General features: G+C 66.5%; 15 protein-coding genes and 1 pseudogene. 4 read left to right on the top strand and 12 right to left on the bottom strand.

What is annotated here, in order from left to right; translation table 11 throughout:
- Positions 1-3: 3 nt before the first annotated feature.
- Genes TVB01_RS09670 through TVB01_RS09655 form a run of 4 tightly spaced genes read left to right on the top strand, consistent with a single transcriptional unit; the run spans position 4 to position 5,115 of the window.
- Positions 4-957: a carbohydrate ABC transporter permease gene (locus TVB01_RS09670; protein WP_422455682.1), complete on the top strand. Its 954-nt coding sequence runs from the start codon at positions 4-6 to the stop codon at positions 955-957.
- The gene (locus TVB01_RS09665) at positions 958-1,776 is read left to right on the top strand and encodes a carbohydrate ABC transporter permease (RefSeq protein WP_422455681.1); all 819 of its coding nucleotides are present in this window, start codon (positions 958-960) and stop codon (positions 1,774-1,776) included. It begins immediately after the preceding gene.
- A 4-nt stretch (positions 1,777-1,780) separates the two neighbouring features.
- The gene (locus tag TVB01_RS09660; RefSeq protein ID WP_422455680.1) at positions 1,781-4,135 is read left to right on the top strand and encodes a beta-glucosidase family protein; all 2,355 of its coding nucleotides are present in this window, start codon (positions 1,781-1,783) and stop codon (positions 4,133-4,135) included.
- An 11-nt stretch (positions 4,136-4,146) separates the two neighbouring features.
- Positions 4,147-5,115 (top strand): acetylxylan esterase, encoded by a 969-nt coding sequence (locus tag TVB01_RS09655; RefSeq protein WP_422455679.1) that lies wholly within the window; start codon positions 4,147-4,149, stop codon positions 5,113-5,115.
- 19 nt (positions 5,116-5,134) lie between these two features.
- On the opposite strand, the gene TVB01_RS09650 is transcribed toward TVB01_RS09655, so the two are convergent.
- From TVB01_RS09650 to TVB01_RS09595, 12 genes and pseudogenes are all read right to left on the bottom strand, one after another.
- Positions 5,135-5,542, bottom strand: coding sequence for a hypothetical protein (locus TVB01_RS09650; RefSeq protein WP_422455678.1), 408 nt, complete (start codon positions 5,540-5,542; stop codon positions 5,135-5,137).
- The gene (locus tag TVB01_RS09645) at positions 5,539-6,642 is read right to left on the bottom strand and encodes a serine hydrolase domain-containing protein (RefSeq protein ID WP_422455677.1); all 1,104 of its coding nucleotides are present in this window, start codon (positions 6,640-6,642) and stop codon (positions 5,539-5,541) included. The genes TVB01_RS09650 and TVB01_RS09645 overlap by 4 nt, the downstream gene beginning before the upstream one ends.
- 1 nt (position 6,643) lies before the next feature.
- Positions 6,644-7,174 carry an ArsR/SmtB family transcription factor gene (locus TVB01_RS09640; protein ID WP_422455676.1) on the bottom strand — a complete coding sequence of 177 codons (531 nt, stop codon included), beginning with the start codon at positions 7,172-7,174 and terminating at the stop codon, positions 6,644-6,646.
- A 56-nt stretch (positions 7,175-7,230) separates the two neighbouring features.
- Complete coding sequence (locus TVB01_RS09635; protein WP_422455675.1) at positions 7,231-7,527, bottom strand: cytoplasmic protein; 297 nt, start codon at positions 7,525-7,527, stop codon at positions 7,231-7,233.
- A gap of 52 nt (positions 7,528-7,579) precedes the next feature.
- Positions 7,580-8,167, bottom strand: a complete 588-nt coding sequence (locus TVB01_RS09630; protein ID WP_422455674.1) for a hypothetical protein — start codon at positions 8,165-8,167, stop codon at positions 7,580-7,582.
- Between the two features lie 27 nt (positions 8,168-8,194).
- Positions 8,195-9,344 (bottom strand): annotated as a pseudogene (locus tag TVB01_RS09625) (zinc-dependent alcohol dehydrogenase).
- Positions 9,345-9,511: 167 nt separating this feature from the next.
- A complete protein-coding gene (locus TVB01_RS09620; protein WP_422455673.1) occupies positions 9,512-10,909 on the bottom strand; it encodes an ABC transporter substrate-binding protein in 1,398 nt (465 codons plus the stop codon).
- A gap of 58 nt (positions 10,910-10,967) precedes the next feature.
- Entirely contained in the window at positions 10,968-11,882 is a 915-nt protein-coding gene (locus TVB01_RS09615; RefSeq protein ID WP_422455672.1) for a carbohydrate ABC transporter permease, read from the bottom strand.
- Positions 11,879-12,820: a carbohydrate ABC transporter permease gene (locus TVB01_RS09610; protein WP_422455671.1), complete on the bottom strand. Its 942-nt coding sequence runs from the start codon at positions 12,818-12,820 to the stop codon at positions 11,879-11,881. Before TVB01_RS09610 ends, TVB01_RS09615 begins: the two co-directional genes overlap by 4 nt.
- 216 nt (positions 12,821-13,036) lie before the next feature.
- Positions 13,037-13,978, bottom strand: a complete 942-nt coding sequence (locus TVB01_RS09605) for an aldose-1-epimerase (RefSeq protein WP_422455670.1) — start codon at positions 13,976-13,978, stop codon at positions 13,037-13,039.
- A 26-nt stretch (positions 13,979-14,004) separates the two neighbouring features.
- The gene (locus TVB01_RS09600) at positions 14,005-15,444 is read right to left on the bottom strand and encodes a xylulokinase (RefSeq protein WP_422455669.1); all 1,440 of its coding nucleotides are present in this window, start codon (positions 15,442-15,444) and stop codon (positions 14,005-14,007) included.
- A gap of 100 nt (positions 15,445-15,544) precedes the next feature.
- Positions 15,545-16,318, bottom strand: a 774-nt coding sequence (locus tag TVB01_RS09595; RefSeq protein WP_422455668.1) for a TIM barrel protein, incomplete at its 5' end; no start/stop codon positions are given.

Raw genomic sequence — 16,318 nt, 5'->3', positions numbered from 1 at the left:
CCCATGACTGCCCTGCTCCCTCCCAAGCCTCCGGCGCGGCCGGACGGATCCGAACAGGTCCGTCCGGCACGCGCGGGGCGTTCGTCCCGGACGCCGCGGCCGGGTTTTCTCTGGACATTGCCTGCGACGGCGTTCTTCCTGCTCTTCGCGGTGGTTCCCCTGATCGCCGTCGTGGTGCTCTCCTTCATGAGCTGGCGGGGCATCGGCGAACCCAAGTTCGTTGGCCTGGAGAACTGGGAGGAGCTCGCCGGCGACCCTGTGATGATGAAGAGCCTCTGGCTCAGCCTGCTGTTCATCGTGCTCGGCGTGGCAACGCAGACACCGGTCAGCATGCTGCTTGGTGTGTGGGCGGCCGGACCGCAGCGCAACCGGGCGATTCTCAGCGCCATCTACTTCGTGCCGCTGCTGCTCTCTTCAGCGGCCATTTCGGTGCTGTGGCGGGCGCTGCTGGACCCCAACTTCGGTGTGCCGTCCCAGGCCCGCTGGCTCTTTGGAGACGGCAACCTGTTTGGCCACCAGGCCACAGCTATCGGCGTCATCATCTTCGTGAGCATGTGGCAGTTCACTCCATTCCACACGCTCATTTACCAGGGCGCGGCCAAGGCCATTCCGCAGGTGCTCTACCAGGCAGCAGAGATCGACGGCGCCGGACGTGCCCGGACGTTCTTCAGCATCACGGTTCCCCAGCTGCGCAATGCCATCATCACCTCCGTGATCCTCATGGTGGTGGGCGGGCTGACAACCTTCGAAACGGTCCTCATCCTGACCGACGGCGGGCCCGGCACGGACACCACCATTACCGCCTTCTACATGTTTGAACAGGCCTTCCGCCGGTTCGACTTCGGCATCGGAGCTGCCGTGGCACTGGTGCTGGTAGTCGTGGCCACCGCCATCTCGCTGATCATGGTCAAGGTCTCCGGCTACGACAAGATGCGCAGCACCATGGAAGGAATCTAGATGCGCACCCGTCCGAACTACATTGCAGGCGCCGCCGCCGCCGTCTGGCTGCTGATCGTGGCGCTCCCGCTGTACGTGATGCTCGCTGCCAGTGTGCAGAACCGGGCTGACTTCAGTGCCTCCGGCCCGTTCTCCTTCCCCACCAGTTTCACGCTGGAGAACTATGTGGGGGTGTTCGAGAGCGGCTTCGGCCGGTACTTCCTGAACACGCTGATCGTGACCGGCGGCGTGGTGGCGATCGTCCTTCTGGTGGTTCCGCCCCTGGCCTATGCCATTGTCCGCAGCCAGGGCCGGGCCACCACCCTGGTCTTCCGGTTCTTCCTGCTGGGGCTGGCGATCCCGGTGCAGGCGGTCATTGTGCCGATGTTCTACCTGATCAACACCGCGGGCCTGTACGACACCCTGCTGGGCATCATCCTGCCAACGGCCGCATTCGCACTGCCCATCTGCACCCTGATCCTCACCGGTGCCATGCGGGACATCACGCCGGAACTGTATGAGGCCATGGCGGTGGACGGGGCCAGCACCTGGCGGACGTTCCGGCAGCTGGTGCTGCCGCTGTCCAAGCCCGGGATATCCACCATCGCAGTCTTCGCGGCACTCCAGGGATGGAACGGTTTCCTGTTGCCGTTGATTCTCACCACGTCCGATTCCAACCGGGTCATCACCCTGGGCCTGTTCAACTTCCAATCCCAGTACGGCATCAACGTCCCCGGCATCCTCGCCGCCGTGCTGCTCTCCATGATTCCCGTCCTGCTGGTGTACCTCTTCGCGCGCCGCGCACTTGTCCAGGGCCTCATGGGTGCTGGCGGAAAGTGAATCCATGTCTGACACCACACTGAAACGCGTCCCCTGGCGGGACGCGTCCCTCCCAGCCGCCGAACGTGCCGAGGCGCTGCTCGCCCGGATGACCCTCGCCGAAAAAACCGCACAGCTCATCGGGGTCTGGGTCGGCGCCTCCGCCGACGGCGCCGAAGTGGCCCCGCACCAGCACGAAATGAATGAACCTCCGGATCTGGAGGCGCTGCTGCCCAACGGACTGGGCCAGCTCACCCGGCCCTTCGGCACCCGGCCGGTAGACGCCGGTGCCGGCGCGCTGTCACTCATGCGCACCCAGGAGAGGATCGCCGCCTCCAACCGGTTCGGAATACCTGCCATGGCACACGAGGAATGCCTCGCCGGGTTCGCTGCCTGGGGCGCGACGGCGTATCCGGTGCCGCTGGCCTGGGGCGCCACCTTCAACCCGGTGCTTGTGAAACGCATGGCCAATGCCATCGGCACAGACCTGCGCCGGGTCGGAATCCACCAGGGCCTGGCTCCCGTGCTGGACGTGGTGCGCGATGCCCGCTGGGGCCGGGTCGAAGAGACCATGGGCGAAGACCCCTACCTCGTGGGCTCGATCGGGTCTGCCTACGTCCAGGGCCTGGAAGACGCCGGGATCGTGGCAACGCTCAAACACTTCGCCGGCTACGCAGCGTCCCGCGCGGGACGGAACCTGGCTCCGGTCTCGATGGGTCCGCGTGAGTTCGCCGACGTCGTCCTGCCGCCGTTCGAGATGGCGGTCCGGGAATCGGGCGTCCGCTCGGTGATGCATGCGTACACCGACACCGACGGCGTGCCCTCGGCAGCTGACCGGCAGCTGCTCACCGGCCTGCTGCGGGACGCCTGGGGCTTCAGCGGGACCGTTGTGGCGGACTACTTCGGTATCGGTTTCCTGGAGGAACTGCACGGCATTGCCGGAACCCGCGGGGAGGCGGCAGTGGCGGCCCTTTCCGCCGGCGTGGACGTAGAGCTGCCCACAGTCGACGCGTACGGAGACCATTTGCTGGCAGAACTCGACGCCGGCCGCATCGACCCGAAGCTGGTGGACCGGGCTGCTCATCGGGTCCTGATGCAGAAGATCGGACTCGGCCTGCTCGATGAGGACTGGACTCCGGTTCCCGAGGCCCTGTCCGCCGGCGCCCCGGACCTGCAGGCGGTCGAGGGAACCGTCAACCTTGACCCGGCGGAGAACCGGCGGCTGGCGGCCGAACTGGCAGAGCAGTCCATCATCCTGCTCAGCAACAACGGGGTGCTGCCGCTGCGGTCGCCGGCCCGCATCGCCGTCGTCGGCCCCAATGCCGAGAATCCCCTGGCGTTCCTGGGCTGCTATTCGTTCCCGGCCCACGTGGGATCGCAGTTCCCGGACATCCCCGCAGGGATCGACCTGCCCACGGTGGCGGCCTCGCTCCGCACGGAGTTCCCGGACAGCGAGATCACCTGCGTGCAGGGCTGCGGAATCGATGAGCCGGAGGTCTCGGGAATTGGCGACGCCGTCGCGGCCGCCCGAGAGGCGGATGTAGTTATCGCGGTGCTGGGCGATCGGGCCGGACTCTTTGGCCGCGGCACCAGCGGGGAAGGCTGCGACGTCGAATCGCTGGTGCTGCCGGGCGTCCAGCAGCAGCTCCTGGACGCCGTGCTGGAATCCGGCACCCCCGTAGTGGCGGTGCTGCTCACCGGGCGCCCCTACGCGCTGGGGGCCGCAGCCTCCAGAGCCGCCGCCGTCGTACAGGCATTCTTTCCCGGCGAGGAAGGGGGCCCGGCCGTAGCCCGGGTGCTCAGCGGTGCGGTGAATCCCTCAGGCCGGCTGCCCATCAGCGTTCCGGCGACGCCCGGGAGCCAGCCGGCCAGCTACCTGGCAGCTCCCCTTGCCGGGCCTACCGATGTGTCCAGCATCGATCCGACCCCGGCCTTCGGGTTTGGCCACGGCTTGGGGTATACGGCGTTCAGCTGGGACGGCCTCGTTGTTGGGCAGACGCAGATCGGGACCGACGGTGAAGCGGAGGCTGCCCTGACCGTCACCAATACCGGCGGCCGCGAGGGCGTGGAGGTGGTCCAGTTGTACCTGCACGATCCCGTGGCCAGCGTGGTCCGGCCGGTGCAGCGGCTCATTAGCTACGCACGCGTCCCGTTGCAGGCCGGAGAATCAGCCCGGGTGCGGTTCACCATTCCGGCGGACCTGGCCTCGTTTACCGGAATTGGCCTGCAGCGGCTCGTTGAACCCGGGGACCTGGAACTGCGGTTTGGCGCCTCCAGCACGGACCTCCGCCTGGCAGCCCGGATCACGCTTTCCGGCCCGGTACGCTCGGTGGACCACACCCGGCGGCTGCACTGCGGGGTGGAAGTCACAGCCCTGTAGGAGGAAGAAACGTGTACACGGACCTGCCCGCTGACCAGCTGGAAGCCTATGGTGGCAGCCAGACCGACCCGGCCGGCTTCGACGCTTTCTGGAAGCAAACCGCCCAGGAAGCGCAGGCCCATTCGCTGGGCCTGATCCTGGAACCGGTCGAGACTGTGCTGTCCACAGTGGACGTCTGGGACGTGACGTTCAACGGCTACGCCGGCGAGCCCATCCGTGCCTGGCTGCGTGTACCGCGGGGATCCGGCGGGCCGCTGCCCGGCGTCGTGCAGTTTGTCGGCTACGGGGGCGGGCGCGGGGATGCGCATGAGAATCTGTTCTGGGCGTCGTCGGGCTTCGCCCACCTGCAGATGGACACGCGCGGCCAGGGAGCGGGCTGGAGCAAAGGCGCGACGCCGGATGCCTCCGGCAGTGCCGGACCGCAGGGCCCGGGCGTGATGACCCGGGGCATCACTGATCCGCACACCTATTACTACCGGCGGCTGTTCACCGACGCCGTCCGCGCAGTGGAGGCGCTGCGGTCCCTGGAGATGGTGGATCCTGCACGCTGCGCAGCCGTCGGCGGAAGCCAGGGAGGCGCCGCAGCGCTGGCTGCAGCAGCGCTGGCTCCGGGACTTTCTGCGGTGGTCGCTTACGTGCCGTTCCTCTCGGACCTGCCCCGCGCCGTGCAGGTCACGGACGCCTACCCCTACCGCGAGGTGCGGGACTATCTGGCCGTCCACCGCGGGCAGGCGGAGCAGGTGATGGAAACGCTGCAGTATTTCGACGCCGTCAACTTTGCCCGTCGTGCTCGGGTCCCCGCGCTTATTTCCGTGGGGCTGATGGACGAGGTGACTCCGCCGTCGACCGTCTACGCCGCGTACAACAACTACGCCGGACCCAAGGAACTCCTGGTCTGGCCCTACAACGGGCATGAAGGCGGCGGCATCGAGGACGAAGTGGCTGCGGTCAGGTTCCTGCGCCGCGTCTTTGGAACGTAATTCCCTGCTGCCGGCGCGCTCAGCCGACCATCACGGAGACAGCCACGGCCGCGGCCAGCAGGGCAGCATAACCGGTGAGTGCCACGCGGCCCGGGCCGGGTTTCCGGGCGGGAACCACACCGGGGAAATCAGCGTGGGGCTCAGTCGCCTTTCCGCGGCGGCTGGGGAGCTCGGGCCAGCGGACTACCAGACCGGCTACGGCCGCGGCCAGTGCTGCCGCGGACAGGACCCACAGCCAGATGGTGACCGGGGACCATTCCACCATCAGCCTCATAACTACTGCCACAAAGCCCGCTTCCAACAGCGTTGCCAGGTATGCGCCGCGGGTCTTCTCCGGGATCGACAGGGTCCAGGCAAAGAAGGCAACCCAGCCGCAGTACACCACCAGGCCCAGCGGGAACACCCAGCCGATCACCCCGGCCATCATTCCGGGCCTCCGGCCAGCAGCTCGAACGCCGCTTCTTCCTGCCCCGCAGCCACGTTGGAAAGCATCACCACGGCACGGTCGTTATCCCTGTCCAGGGCAACCATGGACCAGAAGCCGCCTGTCTGTCCGTTGTGCCAGGTAATCTCCCGGTCTCCTCGTTCCTCGGTAACCCAAGCCAAGCCGTAGCGCGAACCCCCATCCCCGTCCCAGTGTGGTTCCAGGGCCTCGGCGCCGGGAGCGGTTCCGTCCAGCTGTGCCTGGGCATAGACGGCCAGATTGGCAGCGGTGGAGCGGATGCCTCCGGCGGGCGCCGAGCCGCTCAGGGTCCAGGCATCCTCCGGCCGGCCAGCCGCGCTGCGCCCGGTGGGGGCGCCGTCGTGCAGGTTCTCCGCGGTGACGGGGGCGTGCGTTGCTTCGAGCTGCAGCGGGTCCAGCAGCCGCTCCTGCAGCAGCTCTTCCCAGCTTTGACCGGCAGAGAGTGCCAGCAGCTGGCCGAGAAAGGCATATCCCAGGTTCGAGTAGTTCACGGTGCCGCGGTCGGCCAGGCCCACGGACTGTGCCTGGGCCAGGATCTGTTCCGGCGTTGCGGTATAGGGATCGCGGTTGAGCAGCTGGCCCGCCAGGAGGGAGGGCAGGGCATCGGGGCCCGTTGCCAGCCGGGGAAGCCCGGAACGGTGGCTGGCCAGCTCGGCCAGGGTCACCGTGCCAATTTCGGCGTCCGGATCCGTGAGGTCCTCTCCCAGGACGTCGGCCACCGTGGTCTCCAGCGTCACCTCGCCGCGCTCAACGGCGTCGGCCAGCAGTGAGGCGGTGAAGGTCTTGCTGACGGACCCGATCTCGTATTCGGTGTGCTCATCGGCACCGAAGCCTGCGTACCGGACGTTGTCCCCGTCGATCCAGGCCACGCTGACCTGGTTCGCCGGAGCGGTGAGCAGCGGACGCACCCGCTCGGCCAGCGCGGTATCACCTGTGACACTGCCGGACAACTTTGGCGGCCAGGGGGCGGCTGCCAGTCCGCAGAGCAGGACGACGGCGGCGGCAGCACCTCCCGCGATCAGGCGGGGCGTCAGTTTTCTGGTGCGGGTTGTCGTTTCGGGCATCTCAGTTGCCTCCTGCAGCAGCGGTAAGGATGGCCAGCAGCGGGATCACCCGGGGCGCGGGGACCCGGTAGCGGGAACGGGCATGCGCGGCGAGCCAGCCCTGGGCACTTAGCTGGTTCACGTGGTGGTAAATCTGCCCCGCGGTGCCGGCTCCCAGTTCCTCCGCCAGCGCCGCGACGGTCTCGGTTCCGCCCAGGACGGCGCGCAGGATCGAAAGCCGCACCGGGTTGCCCAGCGCGGCGAGGGACTCAGCAAAGGGTCCCCAGTCGACGTCGAGCAGGTGTTCTGTTTCCAGGCCGTACTGGTACTCGTACCGTTCACCGGCCGGCGTGCCGGCGGTTCCGGCGAACAGGACAACCCCGGGTTCCGGGTAGCGGTTGCGGATGCCGTTGAGCACCCAGAAGACATCATCGGTCTCGGGGGTGCCAGGGCCCGGTTGCTGGTGTGCTGCAGGCGGCGCCGCCAGAAGCCGTTCCTCCAGGACAGCAACCCGTTCCTCGAGCGCCTGCAGGCGGTCTTCGTGCGAACTCATGCCTCAAGAATTACGTAATCTCTAAGACGTGTCAAGGATTACTGAACTCCGGCTTTCTAGTCCTTGAGTTCAACAAAGAACACGTGCGTGTCTGTTTCACCCGTGTTTTCGCCTACGTGTTCCTGGGCCGGGAGCCATTGGACGGCGCCGGCCGGCAGGTCGGCTTCTCGCTGCGTGTCCCCCATCGTGAGCCTGCGGCGGAAGGAACTGGCGGTGATCATCACACTGTCCGGATGTCGGTGGATGACTGTCTTTGTGCCGGGATGGTCATGGTATTCCAGCACCCGTACGCGGTCGTTCTCGAAGACCACCGCGTAGTTCTCCGGATTGGACTGAACTGGATCCTGCGTCATACCGGGAAGCGTAGGCCGGTCCCGGCCGGCACAGAAGACCACCCCGAAACGGTTACCGCGCTTGGACCCGGCGACTGAGCCTGAGCAACGCCCGCACTCCCGCGAAGGCCGCTCCCCCGGCGAGCACCCACGGCAGCCCCACCAGAACGGGATCGATCCACTGGTGGTTCACGTCCGCCCGGCGCCGGCCTGCCCGGGAGGAGACTCCGCCGCGCCGGAACTCACTGAGGACGCCGGTTTCCGTAACCGGGTTATCCGGCCGCAGCGTTGCCAGCGAGGAGATCCGGGCCTCCAAGGCGTCCACCCGGTCCGCTGCCAGGAGGATCAGCCAGTGCGCTGCCCGGGCTTCACTGTAGCGGCGGTAGGCGTAGCGGCGCATTACTCCGGAGACGCCCTTGAGCGGCACGGACGTGCCGAAGACCGGGGTGAGCATCCCGTGCTCGATCGACCGTTCCCGGGGGTAGGTTTCCTCCTGCCGGTCCGGGAAGTCCCAGTGCGCGCCGGTGCGCCCGGGATCGAACTGCAGCTTCGGAACGGAGGGACGGTCCAGCGGATTCAGGTCCGCGCCCCACCCGGGGATGCGGGCCCGGAGTTCCTCGGCAGTGGGGACGGGTACGGGGTTGTTGGCGGTGTAGGCCATGGAAACTCTTCCTTCGAATCGCTGTGGTCAGGCTACGGCGCTGGGGACGATCACGGGCTTGATGCAGTTATCCAGCTTGGAGGAGAAGATGTGGTATCCCTCGGCGATGTGCTCCAGCGGAATCCGGTGCGTGATGATGTCGCTGGGCGTGAGGTATCCGTTGCGGATGTGCTCGAACAACCGCGGCCACTGACGCTTCATCGGGCACTGGTTCATGTTCAGGGTCAGGCCCTTGTTAAGGGCGTCGCCGAACTTCACGGCATTGAAGATGGGACCGTAGGCACCCATGACGGAGACCGTTCCACCCTTGCGGACCGAATCGATTGCCCAGTTCAGGGCGACGGCGGATCCGCCCTGGAGCTTGAGCTTGGTGCCGGTGACGTGCTGCAGGAAGTTCCCGTCAGCCTCGGCTCCCACGGCATCGATGGCCACGTCAGCACCCAGGAATCCGGTGTCCTTCTTCATCTGGACCACAATGTCGTCATATTCCGTGAAGTTATAGGTTTCGGCGTGCGCGAAGTCCCGCGCCTTCTCCAGCCGGTAGTCCAGGTGGTCAATCACGAGCACCCGCCCGGCACCCATCAGCCAGGCGGACTTGGCGGCATAGAGTCCCACCGGCCCGGCACCGAACACCACCACGGTGTCGCGTTCCTTGATGTCGCCCAGCTGGGCGCCGAAGTATCCGGTGGCCAGCGCGTCGGTACACATCAGTGCATCCTCATCCGCCATCCAATCGGGAATCAGCGAGGGCCCGACGTCGGCAAACGGCACGCGCACATACTCGGCCTGCCCGCCGTCGTATCCTCCCGTGGTGTGCGAGTAGCCGTACAGCGCGCCGACGGCTGTGGCATTGGGATTCACGTTGTGGCAGTTGGAATACAACCCCCCGGACACAGAACCAGCAGGAGCCGCAGTAGATATTGGCCGGAACCATCACCCGGTCCCCCGGCTTGAGGTTCTGCACCGAGGAACCTACCTGCTCGACCACGCCGATGAACTCGTGTCCGAAGGTGGTTCCCACCCGCGTGTCCGGCATCAGCCCGTGGTACAGGTGCAGGTCGGAGCCGCAGATTGCCGCCAGCGTCACGATGATCGCGTCGTTCGGGTGCTCCAGGCGCGGGATGTCCTTTTCTTCGACCCGTATCTTGTACGGGCCGCGGTACACCATTGCTTCCACTGGTCCTCCTCGTCGGTGATCAGATAGTAAGCAACCTTCACATATCTTTTTCCGGACGGTCGACCAGGGGCAAACTACCCCAGCTGTCCCGGCGGACAGCAAAGCGCCGGTGCTTCCATGAGGGGGATTCCCATCATGGCCGCACCGGCGCCCAAGGTGAAGACGGGTTACTGCACCGAGTTGTTGTAGTTATCCACTTCGGTCTGGAGTTCCTCGACCGACTCCGTGAGCTCGGTCTTGCTGTCTCCGCCGAGCAGTGCACCTTCGAGTGCATCCTCGGCAGCCTTGCGGGCCTGGGGCATGGAACCGGCCGAGCAGCCCTGCGTGGCGGCAGTCAGTTCAGTGCCTTCGAGCTGCTGCACGGCGACGTCGAACTGCGGGTACTGTTCGCGCCAGGCGATGTCCTCCGGCTCCTCGAGGGCAGCCTTGGAGATCGGGAAGTAGCCGGTGCCGGTGTGCCAGGTGGCCTGGGTGGCCGGCTCGGCCAGGTACTGCATGAACTGCCAGGTGGCTTCCTTCTCAGCGTCGGAGTGTCCCTCGTCGGAGATCCAGAGCGAGGCACCGCCGATGATCGGACCGGAATCGTTCTTCTCGATCTTCGGGTAGAAGCCAACACCCAGTTCGAAGCCCTGCTCCTCAGCGGCCTTCTGCATTCCGCCCAGGGCACCGGTGGACTCAAGCGTGATGCCGATGGTGCCGGACTTGAACGCGTTCTGCGCATCGGCTGTGGCACGGCCGGTGTTGCCCGCCACTCCGGTGCTCACCAGTTCCTTCCACCAGTCGACGAACTGCACTGCGGTGTCATTGTTGAAGCTGTACTCGGTGACGCGCTCACCGCTGCGGCCGTTGTCCGGGCTGCAGTACAGGGCGCCGTTAGCGGCGATTTCCTGCTCCAGCAGCCAGCCGTAGATCGCGGCATTGAATCCGAACTCGGCCGGGCCGCCGTTTTTCTTGGAGAGCTTGTTGGCCGCTTCGGCGACCTCGTCGAGGGTTTCCGGTGCCTTTTCGGGATCCAGGCCGGCAGCCTCAAACAGTGTCTTGTTGTAGTACATCACCGGCATGGAGGTGTTGAACGGCATGGACCACAGCTCGTCGTTGATCGAGTAGTAGCCGGCAATGTTGGGCTGCAGGTCGGACACGTCGTACTCGTCGCGGTCGATGAAGGCCTGCGTGGGCATGACGGCCCCGGAGTCGATCATGAACTGGGTGCCGATGTCATAGATCTGCACCATGCTGGGCGTGCTGTTGGACTGGACTGCTGCCTTGTACTTGGTGATCGTGGAGTCATAGTCACCCTGGTAGACACCCTTGACTTCAATCTTTCCTTCGTTGGCTGCATTGAAGTCGGTGATCAGCTGGTTGAGGGTCTCACCGTTAGTGCCGTCCATGGAGTGCCAGAAGTTGACGGTCGTGACGCCTTCGGCGTTCTCCAGCGCGTCCGCTCCAGGAGCATCTGACGCGCTGGTCGAACCGCTGCCGCCGCCGCAGGCGGAGAGCGTCAGGGCGAGTGCGGCGGCGCCGGCAGCCATCATTGGCAGGCGGCGCGCTCTGCTTGTGCTTCGCATTGAATTCCCTTTCAGGGTTGAACCGGAAGTGGTTCGCGGATGATGCAGGTGGTGGTGCCTACTTGATGGAACCCGCGGTGAGGCCGCGGACAATGAAGCGCTGGCCGAAGATCACCAGCAGCAACGTGGGAATGATGGCCAGGACCGTTCCCGCGAGGACGAGCCCTGCGTTGAAGTTGTCCGCCGAACGCAGCTGCGTGATGCCGATCTGGATCGTCTGCATCTGCGGGGTCTGGGTGACCAGCAGCGGCCAGAAGTACATGTTCCAGGCCGAGAGGAAGGACCAGATGCCCAGCGCGGCAAGGGTCGGCTTGGACAGCGGAACCAGCACTGAGAGCAGGAAACGCAGGTGTCCGGCGCCGTCGATCTTGGCCGCTTCCCACAGTTCTATCGGGAAGGACATAAACGCCTGGCGCAGCAGGAAGATCCCGAATCCGTGGGCCAGGAACGGCAGTACCAGCGCGGGGATGGTGTTGATCAGTCCTGCCGAGGACATGGTCAGGTAGTTCGGGATGATGATCGCTTCGGCGGGGACCATCATGCTGCACAGGAACAGGGCGAACCAAAAGGCTTTGCCCCGCACTTTCAGGAACACCAGGGCGTAAGCCGCCATCAGCGACGTCACCAGCTGTCCCAGCGTGATGAGCCCTGCCATGACCACGGAGTTCAGGTACTGGCGGGCCAGCGGAATCGAGTCCAGCGCGCCGGCAAAGTTCTCTACCCGGAAGCCGTTGAACGGCCAGAGGGAAGCCGGGTAGGCGTTGATGTCAGCCGGACCCATGAAGGAACCGATGAAGCCGAAATAGACCGGGAAGAGGACGACGACGGCACCCAGGGTGAGGGCGGCATAGGTCAGGACACGTCCCAGCGTCAGGGGACGCCGCTGCGGTCTCCGCAGGGCTGCGGACGAGCCGCTGCTGCCCTGCTGTGCTTTGCGGCCCTGCGGGGCGGCGGCGGTTACGGTGCGGCTCATCGGTAGAACACCTTTCGTTCCAGGACGCCGAATTGGATGGCGGACACCGCTACCACGATGATCAGCAGGACGACGGCCTGGGCGGAGGCATAACCGAAGTTCGAGTTGTTGTTGGCAAAGGCCTGCTCGTAGATGGAGTAGACGAGCGTGGTGGTGCTGTCCTGCGGTCCGCCCTTGGTCAGGATGTGGATCTGGCCGAAACTCTGCAGGGCGTGGATGGTTCCGGTGACCAGCAGGAAGAACAGCTGCGGAGTCAGCAGCGGCATGATGATCGAACGCTGCATCCGCCAGCCGTGCGCGCCGTCCAGCCGTGCAGCCTCAACGACGTCTTCGGACACGGCACCGAGTCCGGCGGAGAGCACCAGCAGGTTGTAGCCAAGCTGCATCCAGACGGTGGCCAGCGACACGGAGATCAGCGCCCAGGCCGGATCGGTCAGCCAGCCCACCCGGTCCACGCCGAAGAATGCCAGCATGCCGTTCAGCACGCCCGTGGCCTGGTTGAACATGACTCCGAAGATCACCGACGCCGTTGCCACGGAATAGGCGAACGGCAGGGCAAAAGCCGTGCGGAAGAACCGGATGCCCCGGATCTTCTGGTGCAGCAGGAGGGCCAGCGCCAGGGCCACGGCGATGGAGGGAATAACGGTCAGGACGGTAAACCCGAGCGTGACGCCCATGACGGTCCAGAACCCTGAATCCGTGAACAGCCGGGTGTACTGGTCGAAGCCGACAAATCCGGAAGGGCGTCCGAACAGGTCGCTGCCCTGGAAGGACAGGAAGACCGACCGCCCCAGGGGATAGAAGAGGAAGAGGGCGAAAACCAGCAAAGCGGGCACCAGGTACCAGAGGGCACGGGTGCTTCCGCGGTCCGTGATCCGCTGGGGACGCTGCGGAGACGGGTCCGCTGCGGGCGCTTTTGCCGGTTTGGTAAGGCTCATGCTCCGGCGCCGCGGAGGACTCGCGCGGCGATCGGTTGCGGCCAGCGGACGGTTCCATCCAGCTGCAGCACACTCCTGCAGAAAACTCTCATTGTTTTCTTTCCGTCCATAATCATCCGGCTCAACAGACTCTCCGGGCACTGGCGTTACAGGAGTCACAGTAGCCAAAGATTTTTACCTGAGGCAACAAAGTCGCAATCTACCGGATACCGCAGGTCAGGGTGCCGGGCGGGACTCCCCAACAGCCGCCGAAATGCGGCAGGCCAGGCGGTGCTCCTCTCCGGGCGCCAGGGTGATGAGGTCTTCCCCGGAGTTGAAGGCATCCGGCGGGCAGGTCATCGGTTCTGCGGCCACGCCGCGGCGCGCCACCTTTTCCCCGGAGTAGACCTGGAGCCACGGGGCCTGGCTGCCGTCGGCGGTGAGGAGGACGCCGAATCCGGTGGCCGGATCGGTCAGGCTAACCCGCCATTCACCGCCGGGCAGGCCGGTGAAGGCATGGTCCACAGACCGTTCGGCCATCGGTTCCGGTGCGTGGAACGCCAGCGGACTGCCGCCGGTGTCCCGGAGTTCCTCCAGCGGGAGCGGCCGGCCGGGAGATTCGGGCCCGCCGAGGACCCGGCGTGCCGGGACGTCCAGGACGCAGCGGTCCACGGAAGCGCCGTCTGCCGTGAGATACGGGTGAACCGAGGCCCCGTAGGGTGCGGAAGCTGTTCCCGGATTCCGGGCGTGAAGTTCCAGCAGCAGTCCGTCTGCGGAGTCCAGTGTGTACGTGGCACGGAAGTCCAGCGGAAAAGGGTAACCCGGCTGTCCCATGAGCCGGTACTCGAGGACGGCACGGCTGGCAGAGGATTCCGTGACGGTCCATTCCTGCCAGGCCACCAGGCCGTGCAGGGCAGAACCGGTCTCCGGCTCGTTGACCGGAAGCTGGTGCACCGCGCCGCCGAAGACGTAGCGCCCGCCGGTGATCCGGTTGGGCCACGGCAGGAGCACCTTCCCGGAGAAGGCCGGCGGAATCTCATCCGGGGCCAGGGGAAGCACAAGATGCCGGTTCCGCCAGGTGAGGCTGCCCAGCGCCGCGCCGGCCGAATAGATCGTCGCCCTGTAGTCCCCGGCCGCAAGCTCAAGCGGGCGGCCGTTGGGCCCCCTGGATTCCGCCATCTGCCCGTTCCCCCGGACCCCTGCCGCTACCCGGCGGCCGGACGGCCGGGAGAGCCGGCGCCGTACTGTCGGTGCGCCGCTGCCAGGTAGCGTTCCAGCACCTGGGGTGCGGGAGGCTCGGCAACCGTCAGGGAGTCCTGGGTCTTCCATTCCGGCCAGCGGCCAGCCAGCACCGCGGCCGCCTGCCGGGACGCGCCGTCGGCCACGTACTCCCCGGGCTCGGGCACGTCCACCGGCATTCCCAGAACAGAGGACAGTGCCTGCTGCATGGCCGCAGAGCGTGCCGCGCCGCCCACCAGGATGATCCGGCGGGCTTCGATGCCCAGCGCGGTGAAGGCTCCGAAAGCGTCGGCCAGCGAACAGGCCACCCCTTCGAAGGCGGCCCGTGCCAGATTCGCCGGCGTGTAGTTGCCAAGGGTCATTCCGTGCAGGCTGGCCTGCGCCTCGGGAAGGTTAGGCGTGCGTTCACCTTCGAAGTAGGGCACGAGCGTGAGCCCTCCGGAGCCCGGCTCGGCCGAGAGCGCGAGCTCGGTGAGTGCGGGAAGGTCGACGCCGAGAAGCGCCGCGGTGGCATCGAGCACCCGGGAGGCGTTGAGGGTTGCAGCCAGCGGCAGGAAGTTGCCCGTAGCGTCGGCGAATCCTGCCACGAGTCCGGTCTGGTCCGCTGTGGGCTGGTCCACGACGGCGAACACTGTGCCTGAGGTGCCCACGGAAACCACGATGTCTCCGACGCCGGCGCCGACACCCAGTGCCGCACCGGCGTTGTCTCCGGTCCCCGGGCCCAGGACGGCCCCGGCTGGCGTCTGCAGCCCGGGCTCCAGGGGGCCGAGCACTCCGGGGAGGACGGGAACGTGGCCGAGTGCCCTTTCCAGGATCTCCGGGAGGTACTGTCCCGTTGCCGGTGACCAGTATCCGGTGCCGGACGCATCGGAGCGGTCGGTCCGCAGCGCAGCCAGTCCTTCGGCTCCGCTGCCCGGACCGTAGCCGGCCAGGCGCCAGGTGAGCCAGTCGTGCGGCAGGCACACTGCCGCCGTCCGGCGGGCGTTTTCCGGTTCATTCTTTGCCAGCCAGCGAAGCTTCGTTGCGGTGAAGGAGGCCACCGGGACGCTGCCCGTGGTCTGGGCCCAATACCGTGCCCCGTCCGGTCCGGCCTCGGCCACCAGGGCTGCCGCGGCACCGGCTGACCTGGTGTCGTTCCAGAGCAGGGCCGGGCGCACCACGGCGCCGTCCGCATCCAGGCAGACCATGCCGTGCTGCTGGCCGGAGACTGCGATGGCCGCGACGTCGTCGAGTCCTCCCGCCGCATCCGCGGCTTCGAGAAGCGCGCTCCACCACGTTTCGGGATCCACCTCCGTCCCCGGAGCATGGCGGGCGGTGCCCTGCCGGTGCAGGGCACCGGTCTCGGCGTCGCGGATCACGACCTTGCAGGACTGCGTGGAGCTGTCCACTCCTGCGACTAATGGCATGGGGGTACCTTTCGGGGCGGACCGGGCTGGGGTGCCCGGACCTTGGATGCTAGCAAAACCTGCCCGGCGGGTCCGGTTCCGGCGGACGGACCGGCGGGAGTCAGCGGGCTCCGAGGAGGTGTTCCAGGGCCAGCTGGTTCAGCCGGATGAAGCCGAAGTTACGCTGTGCGGCAGCACCGGCGTCGAATTCCTCAAAGGACGCGGAATCCGCCATCAGGTCCGCAGCCGTTTCCCCGGCGGCGAGTGTCGGCTCGCCCAGTTCAAACACACCCGAGGCCTCCAGGGCTTCGCGGACCTCCGGGTCGGCGCGGAACGCCTGCGCCCGTTCCTTGAGCAGCAGGTACATGGACATGTTCGCTGCGGCGGAGGCCCAGACGCCGTCGTACCCGTCGGTGCGGGAGGGCTTGTAATCAAAGTGCCGCGGCCCCTCGTACTTCGGCCCGCCGCCCGGGAAGCCGTTCTCCAGCAGGTCCACGGTGAAGAAGGCGCTGGTCAGGTCGCCGTGGCCGAAAACGAGGTCCTGGTCGTACTTGATCGACTTCTGCCCGTTGAGGTCGATGTGGAAGAGTTTCCCGGCCCAAAGTGCCTGGGCAATGCCGTGGGTGTAATTCAGCCCGGCCATCTGTTCGTGGCCGGTTTCCGGGTTCAGGCCAACGATGTCGCCGTTCTCCAGTTCGGCGATGAACGCCAGGGCATGGCCGACGGTGGGAAGCAGGATGTCGCCGCGGGGTTCGTTCGGTTTTGGTTCCAGTGCGATCTTCAGGCCATAGCCCTGTTCCTTGATGTAGCCGGCTGCGGTGTCCACCCCTTCGCGCATCCGGTCCAGCGCGGCGGAGAGGTCCTTGGAACCGTCGTATTCGGCGCCCTCCCGCCC

Source organism: Arthrobacter sp. 7Tela_A1 (genome assembly GCF_049311065.1).
In the GTDB taxonomy this organism is placed as follows: domain Bacteria; phylum Actinomycetota; class Actinomycetes; order Actinomycetales; family Micrococcaceae; genus Arthrobacter_B.
This window is presented reverse-complemented; position numbering and strand designations above follow the sequence as displayed.